We start from the raw sequence: 18031 nt of genomic DNA, 5'->3' as shown, positions 1-18031 counted from the left end.
AAAAATGTCTTAAATCAATACCATTGTAGCTTGTTTTAAAGATTTATGCTACCTGTTATTAAGTTTCTATGATTAAATAAGAAGTAACCATGCAAGGTAAGGAGAAATCATATGTGCAAAAAAGAAATCTTCCAGAAAATTAAAGAATACGAGAAAATCATTATCCACAGACATGTACGTCCTGACCCGGATGCTCTGGGGTCGACAGGTGGACTGAAAGAAATCATCCGCGCCAGTTTTCCAGACAAAGAAATTTTACTTGCCGGTGAGGAAGACCCATCCCTGAATTTTCTTATAAGGATGGATGAGATATCCGATGATGATTATAATCATGCGCTTGTCCTCGTATGCGATACCGCTAATGAAGCAAGAGTTGATGATCAACGCTATACAAAAGGAAAAGAAGTAATTAAGATTGACCATCATCCGAATGTAGACAAATACGGGGACATCCAGTGGGTTGACACGGATGCAAGCTCCACCAGTGAGTTGATTTATGAATTTTATCTTGAAATGAAAACGGAGGGGGCCAGGCTCACAGAGAAAGGGGCCCGCCTTTTGTATGCAGGTATTGTGGGGGATACGGGGCGCTTTCTCTTCCCTAGTACGACTCCGAAGACATTGAAATATGCCGCGGATTTAGTCGAATATTCGTTTGACCGTCCAAGTTTATATGATGGGATGTATACAACGAAGATGAATATTGTACGGCTGAAAGGATACATTTTGCAACATTTCACGGTTTCCTCTTCAGGGCTGAGTACAATTCGGATAACAAAAGAGATTATGGAGGAATACGGGGTTTCCGTCCTGGAAACAAGTCAATTGGTAGGCATACTTGGTGATGTGGAAGGGGTTCTTTCCTGGGCATTCTTCGTGGAAGAAGATGAGGTAATAAGGGTTCGGTTGCGTTCCAGAGGGCCTGTGATCAATGGGGTGGCGGCAAAATTTAATGGCGGTGGCCATCCAATGGCAGCAGGGGCATCAGCCCATTCCTGGAAAGAAACGGAAGCTATCGCCGCGGAACTGGAAAAGGTATGCCGCAAGCATAAGCTTGAAAACAGCTGAAACTTAATAAGAAACAAACAAAATAACCCTCCGTCCTGTATCTGTATCAGGTCCGTGAGGGTTCATTATTATTAATGCTTAGACTCGATCGGATCTACCGGAATGAACCAACAGCCGGTATCGGTACGATCGAAAAAGACATTAAGCTGGCGTCTGGCTACATCTCTTTTCATTAGACGGATGAGTTCATCAGTTTCTGCGTATGCGGTGTAACCGTTCATAAGCTGTGCAATCTTTTCTTCAACCAGACGGTGACGGTCCATAATCAACATATCACTCACCCCTTTGTATAGAATGCTATTTATCTAACTCTATTGTATAATGTTCAACAGATTTCTGCTACATTTTTCTGAAAATTTCATCATTTTGTCATAACTTCAATTTTGCTCATTAAGTATCAATAGAAATGCTTAATTCTAAGCTTAGCTGCCTGTAAATGATAAGCTGAACGACCTCTACCCGGTAGGTGAACTCATCAATTTGATACCGTTTATTCTCTACAGCTTTTATAAGGAAGTCACGGTTTTCGCCAACATCTTCTACATTTCTCCCTATGACATCCTCTAATTCCCCTTTGATTAGAGTTTCTAATTGATGTTTCGTCAGCCGATCCAATTGCAGTCGTTTATCGTTTGTAAAGGTGATTCCAATTTGTTTAATGGTGAATTGTTCCTGTTCTTCTTCGTGGGTGTTCAGTAATCCCTCATACGCAGATTCAAGCTCTGTCAGTTTTCCTCGCAGTCGAATGTTTTCCTCTACCCAATGTTCAAGCAAGCTCCCGTGTACATATAATAAAAGACCATAGGCAATAATGGCACCGACGACTACCCCGGCAAAAAAACGCTGCCAGCTTTCCCGTTTATAGTATGTCGGTATATGCATTATGTGATATCCTCTTGCAAAATCCATTGAAAAAATACCATTGCTGCTTTTACTCCCCCCATGGCTGCAACAATGACCATGATTTGTTTAAATAAATCAAAGGTCGATCCATCGAATATTCCTTTTTCAAACCGGGCAATCGTATCAAAAGTTCCTCCGATAGCTGCAACAATAGCCCATATCCTCAACCCTTTGGCAATCCGTACCATCGATGTATAAGGAGCTTCTCCTGTTATAAGACTACCCAGACTACCAAGAAAGGCCCCGCCTACCATGACCCCGAACGCTATGAAAAAAACATGAATCATGGAAACAATTAATCGTTCTTCCACTATCTTCATCCTCTCTTGCATGTACTTCCCGGCCTGTCTTTTTTATATACTTCTATTATATTTATGAATTTATCAGACAAGGTATGCGGTCTGGTTTCATTCCCCTTCATGTATCAGCTATAATTATAGTTAAGGAAGAAAGGTGATTGGAATGGCTTCGTTTACCCACTTGCAAGTACGTAGTGGTTATAGCTTAATGAAAAGCAGTATATCCATAAAAAAGTTAGTGGAAAGAACAAAACAGAGCGGCTTTAATTCATTGGCACTAACGGATGAGGGGGTCTTGCACGGGGCCTTGGAATTTTACCAGGCGTGTCACGAGGCGGACATCCATCCGGTTATTGGCATGTCAGTTGGATTGTTGGAAGGAGAAACCCTTTTTTCTGCCGTATTATTAGCAGAAAATCAGGAGGGATATAAAAATCTCCTAAAATTGAGCACATACATACAAGCTGGAGATAAACGTAGTTTGGAACTGGAGGAGTTACAGCCCTACACTACCGGCGTAATTTTTATCTTGCCTGCAGCAGGGTCCCCGTTAGCAGTCTATCTTGAGAAGGGTCAGGAACAGGCTGCCTATCACTTTTTCTCGGAATGGTCTTCGTTATTTGAAAGATCAAAGGCTTATATAGGGGTAGGAGACCATCAGCTGGAACAGGAAAGAAGGTTGCACAGAACCCTGAAGCCGTTTGTCGATCAGTATGGATTTTCTGCAGTCGCTTTGCAGGATGTCCGATATCTGCAAGAAGAAGATGCGCAGGCATATGACTGCTTAACAGCAATCAGGGAAGGGCGGCGCTGGTCATCTGACGCTATGGATAGCTCAAACAAAAATCATCATCTGAGAACTCCTGATGAAATGGAAGAGTTGTTCTCTGACTGGTGGCCAGAAATTCTTACATCATCCAATCAGATTGCTGATCAATGTAATGTGACACTGTCGTTGGAAGAAAAAAGAATCCCCAGTTTTCCTGTCCCTGAGGGAAAATCTTCCGATGAATACCTAAAGGAATTATGCATGAAGGCATTAGAAAAAATGGAAGAAACGGAAAGAAAGCAGGCAAAGGAACGCCTTGAATATGAATGGGGAGTAATCGCTTCTATGAATTTTAGTGATTATTTCCTGATTGTTTGGGACTTTGTTGCCTATGCAAAGAGGAATAATATCAAAGTAGGACCAGGGCGGGGGTCTGCTGCTGGATCGCTAGTCGCCTATCTGCTTGGTATCACGGAAGTCAATCCGATCCAATACGATTTATTGTTTGAACGATTTCTAAATCCTGAGCGGGTGACAATGCCTGATATTGATATTGACTTCTCTGACCATCGGAGGGATGAGGTGATCCAGTATGTCACCAACAAATACGGGGCAGATCGTGTAGCTCAGATTATCACTTTCGGTACATTTGCAGCCAGAAGTTTGTTAAGGGAACTTTTTAAAACCATAGGTATCGATCAACAGGATGCTGCTTTTATACTTAAAGAGTTTTCTGCTAGCAGTAACAGAACAATTGTAGGAACTGTAAAGCAATCCGAAGAGCTGGCAGCCTATATCCGCCAGTCTCGGAAGTTACAATTATTGTTTAAAATTGCCGCCAAACTGGAAGGTCTGCCAAGACATACTTCTACGCACGCAGCCGGTGTAGTCATCAGTGATGTTCCGCTCACCCAGGATGTACCGTTGATGGCTGGGCATGAAGGTGTCCCCCTCACGCAATTTGCCATGGGAGATTTGGAAACAATCGGTTTGCTTAAAATGGACTTTCTTGGTTTACGGAATTTAACGCTGCTCGAGAGAATTGAAGCAAATATTATACGTTCCGGCAATCCGGAATTTTCGCTTGATTCTGTACCTTTTGAAGACATGGAAACCTACCAATTATTACGTGACGGGCGTACGAATGGAATATTTCAATTGGAATCTCAGGGAATGAAAAATGTTTTACAACGACTAAAGCCCAATCGGTTTGAAGATGTGGTAGCGGTCAATGCGTTATACCGGCCAGGTCCGATGGAATATATCCCGGTTTATATCGCCAGGAAACATGGAGAAACTTCGGTAGCCTATCCCCATCCGGATGTAAAACCAATATTAGAAAAAACATTCGGTGTGCTGGTCTATCAAGAGCAAATCATGCAGGTAGCCAACCAAATCGCAGGCTTCAGCCTGGGGCAGGCCGATATTTTAAGAAGAGCAGTCAGTAAAAAGAAGCAAGATTTGATAGAAGAGCAGTATAAAGCCTTTATCGAGGGTGCCAGGCGGCAAGGCTATCAGAAAAGTGTAGCAGAAGAAATATATCATTGGATTGTTAAGTTTTCGAACTATGGCTTTAACCGAAGCCATGCGGTAGCGTATAGTATGATTTCCTATCAGCTCGCTTATTTGAAAGCTCATTATCCAGCTTTCTTTCTAGCAGAGCTGATGAACGCTAATGCAGGTAACCATGAAAAGCTTGCCTCCTACATCCGGGAAGCGAAAGAAGCAGGTATTCAGGTTTTTTCTCCTTCTATCAATCATAGCAATATGGTTTTTCGAGTGAAAAAAGGAAATATCCAAATGGGACTGCTTTCCATAAAAGGCGTAGGAATGCAGGCGGTACAAGAAATTCTGGAAACAAGAAAGCAAGGTACATTCAAAAATATCTTTGATTTTTGTTTAAGGGTTCCTTTAAAGGCAGTAAACAGACAAGTGATCGAATCGCTTATTTTGGCAGGTGCATTTGATGAAACATACAATAGCCGGGCAGGCCTCCTTGCCAGCGTCGATCATGCCATAGAACAGGGGGAACTTTTTAAGGAGTTTGATGATCAGCCATCCTTTTTTCAGGATGAATTGACTTTGGACGTCAATTATGTTCAAACAGAGCCGTTTTCACAAATGAAACAATTATCCATGGAAAAAGAGGTGCTCGGCACCTACATGTCGAGGCATCCCTTAGAAACTTACCGTCAGAAGCTTCGTACCAACGGCTTTATCGCCTTAAGGCAAATGGATGCCGTCAAGCAGAAGAAACGATTAAAAGCTTGTGGTGTAGTCGAACATATTAAGCAAATCAGGACCAAGCGCGGAGACCCGATGGCTTTCATGACTATCAGTGATGAACAAGGAGAAGCAGAAACCGTGGTTTTTCCTGAGCTATACAGAAAGGTTAGACCGTGGCTTCAGGAAGAAATGTTAATCTGTTTTGAGGGGAATATTGAGGATCGGAACAATCAGCTTCAATGGCTGTTGTCTGATATCCAGCCATTTTCAGAAGATATTCTGGAAGCGGACACAGAGACTCCTAAAAAACTATTCATCAAACTTTCAGAACAGGAAGAGATTGATGCTTTGCAGGCGATTCGGCAAATAGCTGAACATTTTCCAGGTAATACGCCTGTCATTGTCCATCATGCCAAAAAGGGAAAAACCTACCAGCTCTCCAGCGAGTATTACGTAAAACTGACAAGAGAATCCCTGGCAGCGCTGCATGATTATTTCGGGAAAGACTCAGTCGTTCCAGCATCTACTAAATAAAAAGGGATGGGCTTAGCGGACCAAAAATGGTCTGTTAAGCTCTTTCTATTATAAAGGTTCACTTAACTTGTTTTCAAAAGACTTATTCAACAAAAGGACCGAAAAGTCGAAGACTTGATTGCGAGATATCTACGGTTCTATACCATAAAAGTGTCAGGGGCGGCTGGAAAGCGAATCGTTTCACAGCCCATCCCTTACCTTTCGGTAACGGACCCAACTATCTCGAAACTGAGTCTTCCATAAAAGGGAGCTTTACTTGAAAATCAAATGAGATTTAACAGATCCGGGTAGATGGTGGATGTCGCTTTACACCTATATATCATCTGTTATAATTAAGGAGTCTAATAATGGTGGTCTGACCACTTGAAGCATTTATGTCATTCATTATCTACTGTTTATAAAGGAGCGGTTATAAGTGTCAAACTTAAGAGATGAAGCTTTACATATCCATCGTGTCAATAAAGGAAAATTAGCCACGCATTCAAAGGTACCAATAAAGAATGCTAAAGATCTCAGCCTCGCTTATTCCCCAGGGGTGGCAGAGCCATGCAAAGAGATCTATGACCATAAAGAATCGGTTTATGATTATACGATGAAAGGGAACATGGTAGCTGTTGTCAGTGACGGTTCAGCCGTGCTTGGATTAGGTAATATCGGCCCTGAAGCTTCCTTGCCTGTTATGGAAGGAAAAGCTGCATTGTTCAAAAGCTTTGCTGGGGTTGATGCTTTTCCAATCTGTCTCGACACGCATCAAGTGGATGAAATTGTAAACACAGTCAAACTGATGGAGCCTACCTTCGGTGGAGTGAATCTTGAGGATATCGCTGCTCCAAATTGTTTCCTTATTGAAGAAAAACTGAAAAAAGAAACGAATATTCCTATTTTCCATGACGACCAGCATGGTACTGCAATCGTTACAGTAGCAGGTTTGATGAATGCTTTGAAAATCGTAGGAAAATCGTTTTCTGATATCAAAGTAGTTGCTAATGGTGCCGGTGCCGCTGGAATTGCTATCATTAAACTCCTTTACCATTTCGGTGTCCGGGATATCATCATGTGTGATTCGAAAGGCGCCATTTTTGAAGGCAGAAATTATGGAATGAATGATGTGAAAGATGAAATAGCTAAAATTACGAATAAAGATAAACAAGAGGGTTCATTGGAAGAAATCATGACAGATGCAGATGTATTCGTCGGCGTTTCTGTTGGTGGATTATTATCGAAAGCAATGGTGGAGTCCATGAATGACGATCCAATAATTTTTGCTATGGCTAACCCAGATCCGGAAATCATGCCGGAAGATGCAAAGGCTGCAGGAGCTCGAGTGATTGGTACAGGGAGATCGGATTTCCCTAACCAGGTAAACAACGTTCTTGCCTTCCCGGGAATTTTCCGTGGCGCTTTGGATGTGCGGGCTACTCGTATCAATGAAAAGATGAAGATTGCGGCAGCGGAGGCAATTGCTTCCCTTGTTACAGCTGACGAATTAAACGCGGATTATGTAATCCCTGCACCATTTGATGCACGTGTAGCACCAGCTGTAGCTGCTGCAGTAGCTAAAGCCGCGATGGAGTCAGGGGTAGCACGTATGCATGTAGATCCGGAACAAGTAGCTGAAAAAACAAGACAACTTACTATGATTGATGAAGATTAATGAAGGGAAGAGAGAAAGCATCCATGTCTTTCTCTCTCCATTACATAACGGAAAATATTTCTCTCTTTTGGGAAGAATAAGTCAGGTGTTGGTATAAAGGAGTGGCTTTCCCGTGTCTGGGTCGCAAAAAGTAAAAGTATATGAAGAGGTATTGCAGCAAGTTAAAGCATATATTGAAGAACATCACCTTAGCCCAGGAGATAAACTCCCCTCTGAACGTGAACTTAGCGAGTTGCTGAATGTCGGCCGTTCGTCAATCAGGGAAGCATTCCGCGCCTTGGAGCTGCTGGGTCTGATTGAAACAAGAAGGGGTGAAGGTACCTTCATGCGTACTTACCGTCCATATCATATGGTGGAATTGCTCTCGACTTTTATCTTGCATGAGGCAAGGACGAAAAAAGAACTGGCGGCTGCAAAAATGATGCTCGAACTCGAAGTAATTAATAAGATTCTTCCGTTGCTGACGGAAGTACATGTAGAGCACCTGACAAATTTGGTGAAAGGTACCACTTCTGAGAAGGAAGCTCATACACTTCATCATTCATTTTTTCAATATCTATTTGAAATATCAGGGAATGAACTGCTTAATCGAATGTGGCAGTTGATTGACGGGTTCGCCAATACTGTCCATGATTTTTCCTTTTCGACTTCCTTTTATGAAAAAGTGTTGGAGGAAATGGAAAGAGGCAAATTGAATAATTTGAGAAGCTGGTATGAAAAAGAGCTCAATTTGTCGAATTAATATTGACATAGAACGACAATCTTTTTGAAAGATTTTCGCTACATTGAAGAGAAGAAGTTTTGTCCCGAAGGAGGAATAACCTTGCTTAGAGATATATTCAACAAGAAACGTAAATACGCCTCTCTTCCCAACCAGGAGGGGAAGCAGGATGTACCAGAAGGTTTAATGCAGAAATGTCCAGGGTGTAATAAAATATATTATCGCAAAGAATTGGAAAGAAACCTGAATGTTTGTCCCCATTGTGATTATCATCATCAGCAAAATGCCTATGAAAGGCTTGAGAGTCTTTTAGAGAAGGATTCCTTCGAAGAGTGGGACAGGTATATGGTGTCCACCAATCCATTGGGATTTCCGGAGTATGAGGAGAAGCTCGAGAAGGACCGGAAAAAATCTGGATTGAATGAAGCCGTAATTACCGGAAAAGGAAAGATAAGAGGATATGAAACGGCTATTGCTGTTATGGATGCCCGCTTCCGAATGGGAAGTATGGGAGCGGTAGTAGGGGAGAAGATAGCTAACGCAATTGAACAAGCGAGAAAAGAAAAAATCCCTTTTATTATTTTTACAGCTTCCGGGGGAGCCAGAATGCAGGAAGGGGTCATCAGTTTAATGCAGATGACCAAGACATCCGTGGCCATCCAACGTCTTCATGCGGAGGGTGGATTGATGATCTCTGTCATGACGCATCCGACTACAGGAGGCGTTTCCGCCAGTTTTGCCTCGCTTGGAGATTTTAACTTTGCAGAACCCGGTGCTTTGATTGGGTTTGCTGGAAGGCGAATCATTGAACAGACTATCCGCGAAAAGCTGCCGGAAGATTTTCAAACAGCAGAGTTTTTATTAAAGCATGGTCAGTTAGATGATGTTGTTCATCGTCACGACTTGAAAAATAAACTGGAAACGATCCTCAGCATTCATCAACCGGGAGGTGAGTTGTCGTGAAGCAGGTACTGGATTTTGAAAAACCGGTTATAGAACTTAGAGGAAAAATTGAAGAATTGAAAAAACTCACGCAGGAAAGTGAAATGGATTTAAGTGAGGAAATTGAAACGCTGGAACAGCGGCTTGAAAAGTTAGAAGAAGATGTTTATGATCGCCTGACTCCATGGAATCGAGTTCAAATGGCCCGTCATCCAGAGCGGCCTACGACACTTGATTACATTCATTCCATATTTACGGATTTTATGGAATTGCACGGCGACCGGTTATATGGGGATGATGAGGCAATTGTTGCCGGAATTGCTAAGTATAAAAATCAGCCTGTCACGGTCATTGGCCATCAGCGAGGGAAGGACACAAAAGAGAACCTTCGACGCAATTTTGGTATGCCTCATCCGGAAGGATACCGGAAAGCTTTACGGTTAATGAAACAGGCGGATAAGTTCAACCGTCCTATTGTTTGTTTTATTGATACGAAAGGCGCTTACCCTGGAAAGGCTGCCGAGGAGCGAGGGCAAAGCGAGGCGATTGCTCGAAACTTGATGGAAATGGCAGGGTTAACCGTTCCTGTGGTATGTATTGTTATTGGAGAAGGAGGGAGTGGAGGTGCTCTAGCATTAGGTGTAGGGGATCATATCCATATGCTGGAAAATTCTACTTACTCAGTTATTTCCCCTGAAGGAGCAGCTGCTTTGTTATGGAAGGATTCAAACCTCGCTCAAAATGCTGCAGAAACCATGAAAATTACTTCTTATGACCTTAAGGAGCTCGGCATCGTCGATAAGGTCATTCCTGAAATTCGTGGTGGTGCTCACCGGGATATTAAAGGACAGGCAAAGAAAATCGATCAGGTACTGCAGGAATCTCTTGAAGGCCTGAAATCACTCAGCAAAGAAGAATTATTGGAAACACGATGGGAAAAATATAAGAAAATTGGAGATTATACAACTCTTCCATTATAATAGAACTAGTCTGAGGGACAGGGGAAAGTCGCACATTTGTGCGACTTTTCGTATCTTATCAGGAAGGGAGCGCTTTCATGCCATATCCCTGAATCTTCCTGTTCCTCTTATTTGCCAAGGGTTTGTGCATGACGTATAATTTTGTTCGCAAATAATGAAGCTTGATTGTTATAACTGCCTAAACATGAAAATGTCACAGAAACGATGTTGCTATTCAATACGTTTAGATTTATCTTGAGATGGGGACAAAAGAAGCAGTGGAACCTATAAAATGAGGTGATTGGTTATGAAAAAAATAGGAGTATTGACAAGTGGCGGAGACGCCCCAGGCATGAACGCCGCCATCCGCGCGGTAGTAAGAAAAGCTATCTATCATGATCTAGAAGTGTACGGTATTAAATATGGTTATCAGGGTTTGATTGATGGAAATATAGAAAAAATGGAGCTTGGGTCCGTCGGCGATATTATCCAGCGTGGTGGAACGAAGCTTTATTCTGCCCGTTGTGAAGAGTTTAAAACGGAAGCAGGACAGGAGAAAGGTATTGAGCAGTTGAAAAAACATGGCATCGATGGTCTCGTTGTCATTGGAGGAGACGGTTCTTTTAGAGGAGCTAAGAAACTGACAGAAAAAGGGTACCCATGTATAGGGGTTCCAGGTACTATCGATAATGATATACCAGGTACCGACTTTACTATTGGTTTTGATACAGCGTTGAACACGATTATTGAGGCCATTGATAAAATCAGAGATACAGCTACCTCCCACGAGCGTACATACGTGGTTGAGGTGATGGGACGAGATGCAGGTGACTTGGCATTATGGGCAGGTCTTGCTGACGGAGCTGAAACGATAATGGTACCTGAACGTAATGAAGACTTTGATGACGTGGTGCAACGTTTGAAACGTGGTCACGATCGCGGGAAAAAGCATAGTATCATTATAGTCGCTGAAGGAGTTGGCAGTGGCTTTGACTTTGGCCAGCGGATTAAAGAAGCAACAGACCTTGAGACACGTGTTACCGTTCTAGGTCACACACAACGTGGAGGTTCACCAACAGCTGCTGATCGGGTGTTGGCGAGCAGATTAGGTGCGAAAGCTGTAGATATTCTGCTTGCTGGCAAAGCCGGCCGCATGGTGGGTATCCAAAATAACGAACTGGTCGACCATGATATCCTGGAAGTATTGGACCAGGGACATATGCTAGATATGGATATGTACAAGCTTTCCCAGGAGCTGTCTATCTAAGCAGAAAATAGGTCTGTCAGTTTTTCAGTTTTATAAAATGCAGCTTGAAATAAGGAGGAAAAACATGATTAGAAAGACTAAAATCGTATCGACGATTGGTCCGGCATCCGAGCAGGTTGAAACGCTGACCAAGTTAATTGAAGCAGGTTTGAATGTAGCACGTCTTAACTTTTCCCACGGGGACTATGAGGAGCATGGTCAGCGGATCAAAAATATCCGGGAAGCTGCCAGTAAAGCTGGCAAGAATATTGCTATTTTGCTGGATACTAAAGGGCCGGAAATCCGTACAGGTGTAATGAAGGATGGAGGTGTCAAGCTGGAGCAAGGGTCCACCCTTTATGTAAGCATGGAGGAAGTGGAAGGAACAAGTGAACGTATTTCTGTCACGTATCCAGGACTTATCAATGACGTCCATCCAGGCTCTAAAATCCTCCTGGATGATGGTTTAATCGAATTGCAAGTAGAAGAAATCAATACAGAGAACAAGGATATCAAGACGACCGTACTTAATTCTGGGCTGTTGAAAACTAAAAAGGGTGTAAACGTACCGAATGTAAGTGTGAATCTGCCTGGTATTACAGATAAAGATGCCCAGGATATTGAATTCGGCATTGAACAGAATGTGGATTTCATCGCTGCATCTTTTGTTCGCCGTGCATCCGATGTACTGGAGATTCGAGAACTGCTCGAGAAACATGATGCCACTCACATTCAAATTATACCTAAGATTGAAAATCAAGAAGGTGTAGACAATATTGATGAAATCCTTGCGGCAAGTGATGGTCTGATGGTTGCTCGTGGGGATCTTGGCGTAGAGATTCCTGCTGAAGATGTACCCTTGGTTCAAAAGAAACTGATACGTAAGTGCAATCAAGTTGGCAAGCCGGTCATTACAGCAACACAAATGCTGGATTCAATGGAACGTAATCCCCGTCCAACACGGGCAGAGGCTTCTGATGTCGCCAATGCTATCTTCGATGGCACGGATGCCATCATGCTTTCAGGAGAAACGGCCGCTGGTAATTATCCAGTGGAAGCTGTACAAACAATGAACAACATTGCAAAGAAAACGGAGACCGGCTTAGACTATAAAGCGATTCTACAAGAACGCTCCAAAACAAGCGATATGACTATTACGGACGCGATCAGTCAATCGGTCACACATACCGCTATCAATTTATCTGTGAACGCGGTAGTAGCACCAACAGAAAGTGGTCATACAGCACGGATGATTTCAAAGTATCGTCCAAAGGCACCGATTGTAGCAATCACTTCTAATGAGCGTGTACTTCGCCAACTTTCCTTGGTATGGGGAGTTCATGGAGTGTTAGGTAAGCGAGCTGCAACGACGGATGATATGCTAGGTGAAGCAATTGACCGAGGCCTTGCTTCCGGCGTAGTTAATCGTGGGGACCGTGTAATCATTACTGCTGGTGTTCCTGTTGGTGAAAGCGGGACAACCAACTTAATGAAGGTCCATGTTATTGGTGATGTACTGGCAAAAGGACAGGGAATTGGTCAAAGTACTGCATATGGCAGGGCGGTAATCGCGAAAAGTGCTCAGGAAGCGATAGATAAAGTGGAAGATGGAGATATTCTGGTAACATATGGAACTGATAAGGATATGATGCCGGCAATTGAGAAAGCTGGCGGCATCATTACCCAGGAAGGCGGATTGACCTCCCATGCGGCAGTAGTGGGGTTGAGCCTCGGCATTCCAGTGATCGTAGGCGTTGAAGAAGCGTTTGATTTGATCAATGACAAAGATGAACTGACGATTGATAGTGCTCGTGGGGATATATACAGCGGCCATGCCGGAGTACTATAATTAATAGGGAAGGATGATATCATAAGACGGTATCATCCTTTTCTTTTTGGGTTGTCCCCCATCTATCGTATAATAGAAGAGAAGACGGAAAAGGAAAGGATCATGCCAATGTTTCGTTGGTTATTATTATTTATATTGGTAGTACCTGCTCTGGAAATTGGTTTACTTGTCTGGGCTGGTAATTGGATTGGACCATTATGGGTGGTCTTATTGATCATTCTTACTGGAATAGTTGGTGCATGGCTTGCTAAACAACAGGGCTTAGAAACCATATACAACTTCAGACAATCGGTAGCAAGCGGTCGTGTACCCCAGGATGCACTTTTGGATGGGGCATGTATTTTAGTCGGCGGTGCGGTGCTCCTGACTCCGGGCTTCATCACAGATGCAATCGGTTTTCTTTTACTCCTGCCACCTACGCGAGCCCCAATTAAGCGTTTAATACGTAAATGGACAAGAAAAATGATGGATCGTGGAACGATCACTATATATCCGAAGTGATTAAAAAAGATAGAACCAATTATATAGGTGCCAAACATAAAGGAGCTCTCTTTACTACTGTTCCTGTATATAAGCTGTTCCCTAAGTCTTTATCGGGCTTTAGAGGGACAGCTTTTTTTGCTCATTAACTACTCATGTACGACACGAACTTTTATACACGGAATAAAATTACATTGTATTTTTTGGTTCGTTGATGAATCTCCAAATTTCGTAAAAAACACCGGCCTGATACAAAGTGTTCAATATGACAAGCGCGACCGGACCAATAATCAAGCCTAAAAAACCGAATAATTGAAATCCGATAAATAAAGAGATGAGAGTAGCTAATGGATCAAGTCCGATATTAGTGGATAGTAATTTCGGTTCCAGCATTTGACGCTGAATAATTACTAACATATAAAGAATCGCGAGACCGACAGTAAGAGAATAATTACCAATCAGGAACATGTAAATAATCCAAGGAATGAAGATCATACCACTCCCCACATATGGCATCAGATCGATCGCTCCTGTAATCACCGCAATTGTCACGGCGTGGTCAACTCGCAAGATAAGTAAACCGCAAAGAACTGTACCTGCAGTAATCGAAGTCAGGATTGCCTGAGCTTTCATAAAACCTGCCAACGCCTGCTTTAACCCCTTTAGGACTGTAGCAAAAGAAGTAACTACCTTAGATGGAATAATAGAAGTAATCCTATATGAGATCTTATCCCAGTCTTTGCTGATAAAAAAAGTTCCTAGAAACGAAAATATTAAAACGGTGAAATAATTGGGAAGCTCTTTAATAATCATTGGAATACTCTGAAGCAAAGATTGGATGATTGCAGCTCCCTGCTGTGCCATCTTTTCCCCAATTTGTTGCAAGTTTCCGATGACCGCCTCCTGCTGGGAAGGTTCCAGACTACTAATAATGGTCAGGATGCGCTGGTATATCGGGAGGATGGTAGATGTTATAAAATCCTGGATATAGGTAACAAGTGATTGGAAGTGTTGTGGCACCACTGATGCCAGATAAGCGGTACCATTAGTGATTTCAACAACTAATAAAATTAAAACCCCGATACATAATCCCAGGAATATTAATATTAAAAAAATTACAGCAATACCCCTGGGAAAATTAAGTCTTTCTTCTAGAAAGTTAACTGCAGGATTGATGAATAAAGCAATGAGAAATGCGAAAAAGAAAGGGTAGGCATATTGGAATGCATAATAAGTGAGTATCAAAGCACCAGTAAGAGTTAACAAAACCACAAAAAAACGAAAAATTTTATTAATCAGGAATGTTTCCATATTTGTATCCTCTCTTTGCAATAGGTTGTATAAACAAAGATTTTGGCTTGTCTATTACCATACCTATTCTTTAATGTGATAGGATATAATAAGAGTCTTACTGATTATCTGGAAAAATGGAGGCTATCACTGGTTCAGTCCATCCACGATTTTCTTAATGATACTCCTTTTCCCCGATTACATAGGTATAGACCAGTCGATTATGATAGCGGTCATCATTGTGTTAGAAGTAAAGTGAATTTCTTGAAATTGTATGAAGATTCAGTATGATACATAGATAATCATGTTGGATAAAGTGAAATCATCCCCAATATTTACCGATTTAAATACAAAAAATGATAAAATCTATTCAAATTAACCGGTTTCAATTCACATATTTTTTAGAATGTTTTATAATTATAGTGGGGATGATTTCCTATTCAGATTAACAGCTTGTTGGTAAAGCGTTTTCTTTAATAAATGTATATTTAGAAAGCGTCATCAAAAATAAAGGAGAGAATGGGTATGACAGCAACTAAAGGTCTTGAAGGTATTATTGCAACGCAATCATCAATTAGTTCCATCATCGATGATCAACTGACATATGTCGGATATGACATCGATGATTTAGCCGAGAATTCCAGTTTTGAGGAAGTCATTTATTTATTATGGAATCAAAAGTTACCTAATGAACAAGAACTTAAATCTTTAAAAGAAGATCTAGCTTCCAATATGGAACTTCCACAAGAAGTCATTGATCATCTGAAGTCTTATGATCTCTCAACCGTACATCCAATGGCAGCTCTTCGTACGGCAGTATCCATGCTCGGTCTTTATGACTCTGAGGCTGACGTAATGGAAGAAGAAGCAAATAAGCGTAAAGCTGTACGCCTGCAGGCGAAAATTCCTGCAATCGTAACCGCCTTCGCTCGTCTTCGAAAAGGACAAGAGCCGATCAGTCCGAAAAAAGAATTTAGTTTTGCAACTAATTTCCTTTACATGCTGAATGGAAAAGAGCCGGAGGATATCGAAGTTGAGGCCTTCAACAAGGCGCTTGTCCTTCATGCTGACCACGAATTGAATGCATCGACATTTACAGCACGAGTCTGCGTCGCGACATTATCTGATGTCTACTCAGGTGTAACTGCGGCAATCGGCGCATTAAAAGGACCACTTCATGGTGGTGCGAATGAGCGGGTTATGAAAATGCTTACTGAAATCGGAGAAATAGACAATGCTATTCCTTACATTAAGGAAAAGCTCGAAAATAAAGAAAAGATCATGGGAATGGGACACCGGGTCTATCGTAAAGGTGATCCGCGTGCTAAATTCCTGAAAGAAATGTCCAAAGAGCTGACAAAGCTGACAGGCCATTCCAAGTACTATGAAATGTCTATTAAGATTGAAGACTTTATTAAAGAAGAAAAAGGACTGCCGGCAAATGTCGATTTCTATTCCGCGTCCGTATACCACAGCCTGGGAGTGGATCATGATTTATTTACACCGATCTTTGCTGTCAGCCGTGTTTCTGGATGGTTAGCACATATCCTTGAACAATATGATAATAATCGTCTGATTCGCCCACGTGCGGAATATGTGGGACCAAAAGGGCAGGCATATAAAGCTATTGAACAACGCTAAGGCCCTTGAAGCGTTCAATTAAAAGAGATTCAAGTTAATGAAAGGGATATTGCTCCATAGTAATTATCCGCTAAATCCTTTTTATTCATGTTTATTTATCGTATGATAATGAATGTAATCCACATACCAACAACACATTAGGAGGTAATGAGATTGACACAAGCTGAAAAAATTACAGTAGAAAATGGAGTACTAAACGTACCTGATCGTCCGGTAATCCCGTTCATCGAAGGTGACGGAATCGGACCGGATATTTGGGCAGCTGCGAGCCGAGTAATTGAAGCAGCGGTTGATAAAGCCTATAACGGTGAAAAGAGTATCGAATGGAAGGAAGTTCTTGCTGGTCAGAAAGCGTATGACAACACTGGCGAGTGGCTCCCGTCTGAAACATTGGATACAATCCGTGACTATAAAATTGCAATTAAAGGACCATTGACTACACCAATTGGTGGCGGTATTCGTTCCTTGAACGTAGCTTTGCGTCAGGAACTTGACTTATTCACATGTCTTCGCCCAGTACGTTGGTTCACTGGTGTGCCGTCTCCTGTTAAACATCCGGAAGATACAGACATGGTTATTTTCCGTGAGAATACAGAAGACATTTATGCTGGTATTGAATGGCAGAAAGGTACACCAGAAGCGAAGAAAGTCATTGACTTCCTTCAAAATGAAATGGGTGTACATAATATCCGTTTCCCAGAAACTTCTGGTATTGGTGTTAAACCTGTGTCGGAAGAGGGAACAAAACGGATCGTCCGTGCAGCTATCGAGTATGCATTGAACGAAGGTCGTAAAAATGTCACATTAGTACACAAAGGCAATATTATGAAATTTACCGAAGGTGCATTTAAAGCCTGGGGATATGAGGTTGCAGAAGAGGAATTCGGTGACAAAGTATTCACATGGCGCCAGTACGATGAAATCGTAGAAAAAGACGGTAAAGACGCAGCTAACAAAGCTCAGGACGAAGCGGAACAAGCTGGTAAAATCATTGTGAAGGATGCCATTGCTGACATCTTCCTGCAACAAATCCTGACTCGTCCAAAAGAATTTGATGTAGTAGCTACTATGAACTTGAATGGAGATTACATTTCTGATGCCCTTGCAGCTCAAGTGGGTGGGATCGGTATTGCTCCAGGTGCGAACATCAACCAGGAAACTGGACACGCTATCTTTGAAGCAACTCACGGTACTGCACCTAAATATGCTGGTCAAGACAAAGTAAACCCTTCATCTGTCATACTCTCTGGTGTATTGATGCTTGAACACCTGGAGTGGAGAGAAGCAGCTAACCTGATTACCAAATCGATGGATAAAACTATTGGTAATAAAACCGTAACGTATGATTTCGCACGCATGATGGAAGGCGCTACGGAAGTGAAGACGTCTGAATTCGGTGATGCTTTAATCAAAAACATGGACTAATCCACAGGACAGGGAAGGGGATTAA

Annotated in this window: 15 protein-coding genes; 11 read left to right on the top strand and 4 right to left on the bottom strand. The window is 42.1% G+C overall.

Annotated features, from left to right (window positions below):
• Positions 1–111 precede the first annotated feature (111 nt).
• The gene (locus FHS45_RS14870) at positions 112–1068 is read left to right on the top strand and encodes a DHH family phosphoesterase (RefSeq protein WP_062447284.1); all 957 of its coding nucleotides are present in this window, start codon (positions 112–114) and stop codon (positions 1066–1068) included.
• A gap of 71 nt (positions 1069–1139) precedes the next feature.
• On the opposite strand, the gene FHS45_RS14865 is transcribed toward FHS45_RS14870, so the two are convergent.
• The 3 genes from FHS45_RS14865 to FHS45_RS14855 form a co-directional block, all read right to left on the bottom strand.
• Positions 1140–1340, bottom strand: a complete 201-nt coding sequence (locus tag FHS45_RS14865) for a YtzJ family protein (RefSeq protein ID WP_062447281.1) — start codon at positions 1338–1340, stop codon at positions 1140–1142.
• A gap of 118 nt (positions 1341–1458) precedes the next feature.
• Positions 1459–1950, bottom strand: coding sequence for a sporulation membrane protein YtrI (gene ytrI, locus FHS45_RS14860; protein ID WP_062447278.1), 492 nt, complete (start codon positions 1948–1950; stop codon positions 1459–1461).
• A complete protein-coding gene (locus FHS45_RS14855; protein ID WP_062447276.1) occupies positions 1950–2282 on the bottom strand; it encodes a YtrH family sporulation protein in 333 nt (110 codons plus the stop codon). The genes ytrI and FHS45_RS14855 overlap by 1 nt, the downstream gene beginning before the upstream one ends.
• Before the next feature lie 151 nt (positions 2283–2433).
• Here FHS45_RS14855 and dnaE point away from each other — a divergent pair, with 151 nt between their 5' ends.
• The 8 genes from dnaE (at position 2434) to FHS45_RS14815 (ending at position 13671) form a co-directional block, all read left to right on the top strand.
• Positions 2434–5799, top strand: a complete 3366-nt coding sequence (gene dnaE / locus FHS45_RS14850; protein WP_062447273.1) for a DNA polymerase III subunit alpha — start codon at positions 2434–2436, stop codon at positions 5797–5799.
• Between the two features lie 415 nt (positions 5800–6214).
• A complete protein-coding gene (gene ystJ / locus FHS45_RS14845) occupies positions 6215–7453 on the top strand; it encodes an NADP-dependent malic enzyme (RefSeq protein WP_062447270.1) in 1239 nt (412 codons plus the stop codon).
• 112 nt (positions 7454–7565) lie between these two features.
• Positions 7566–8195, top strand: coding sequence for a FadR/GntR family transcriptional regulator (locus FHS45_RS14840; protein ID WP_062447267.1), 630 nt, complete (start codon positions 7566–7568; stop codon positions 8193–8195).
• Positions 8196–8276: 81 nt separating this feature from the next.
• Positions 8277–9137 (top strand): acetyl-CoA carboxylase, carboxyltransferase subunit beta, encoded by an 861-nt coding sequence (accD, locus tag FHS45_RS14835; RefSeq protein WP_062447265.1) that lies wholly within the window; start codon positions 8277–8279, stop codon positions 9135–9137.
• The gene (gene accA / locus FHS45_RS14830) at positions 9134–10096 is read left to right on the top strand and encodes an acetyl-CoA carboxylase carboxyl transferase subunit alpha (protein ID WP_062447262.1); all 963 of its coding nucleotides are present in this window, start codon (positions 9134–9136) and stop codon (positions 10094–10096) included. Before accD ends, accA begins: the two co-directional genes overlap by 4 nt.
• Positions 10097–10382: 286 nt before the next feature.
• Complete coding sequence (pfkA, locus tag FHS45_RS14825; protein WP_062447258.1) at positions 10383–11342, top strand: 6-phosphofructokinase; 960 nt, start codon at positions 10383–10385, stop codon at positions 11340–11342.
• A 64-nt stretch (positions 11343–11406) separates the two neighbouring features.
• On the top strand, positions 11407–13170 hold the full coding sequence (gene pyk / locus FHS45_RS14820; RefSeq protein WP_062447255.1) for a pyruvate kinase: 1764 nt from the start codon (positions 11407–11409) through the stop codon (positions 13168–13170).
• A gap of 108 nt (positions 13171–13278) precedes the next feature.
• The gene (locus FHS45_RS14815) at positions 13279–13671 is read left to right on the top strand and encodes an FxsA family protein (RefSeq protein ID WP_062448082.1); all 393 of its coding nucleotides are present in this window, start codon (positions 13279–13281) and stop codon (positions 13669–13671) included.
• Positions 13672–13839: 168 nt separating this feature from the next.
• Here FHS45_RS14815 and ytvI read toward each other — a convergent pair whose 3' ends face one another.
• A complete protein-coding gene (gene ytvI, locus FHS45_RS14810) occupies positions 13840–14961 on the bottom strand; it encodes a sporulation integral membrane protein YtvI (protein WP_062447252.1) in 1122 nt (373 codons plus the stop codon).
• 504 nt (positions 14962–15465) lie between these two features.
• On the opposite strand from ytvI, the gene citZ reads away from it, so the two are divergent.
• Positions 15466–16581: a citrate synthase gene (gene citZ, locus FHS45_RS14805; protein WP_062447249.1), complete on the top strand. Its 1116-nt coding sequence runs from the start codon at positions 15466–15468 to the stop codon at positions 16579–16581.
• A gap of 153 nt (positions 16582–16734) precedes the next feature.
• Positions 16735–18006, top strand: coding sequence for an NADP-dependent isocitrate dehydrogenase (gene icd / locus FHS45_RS14800; RefSeq protein ID WP_062447245.1), 1272 nt, complete (start codon positions 16735–16737; stop codon positions 18004–18006).
• Positions 18007–18031: the final 25 nt, after the last annotated feature.

The sequence above is a fragment of the Thalassobacillus devorans genome (genome assembly GCF_011761345.1).
GTDB lineage: Bacteria > Bacillota > Bacilli > Bacillales > Halobacillaceae > Thalassobacillus > Thalassobacillus devorans.
This window is presented reverse-complemented; position numbering and strand designations above follow the sequence as displayed.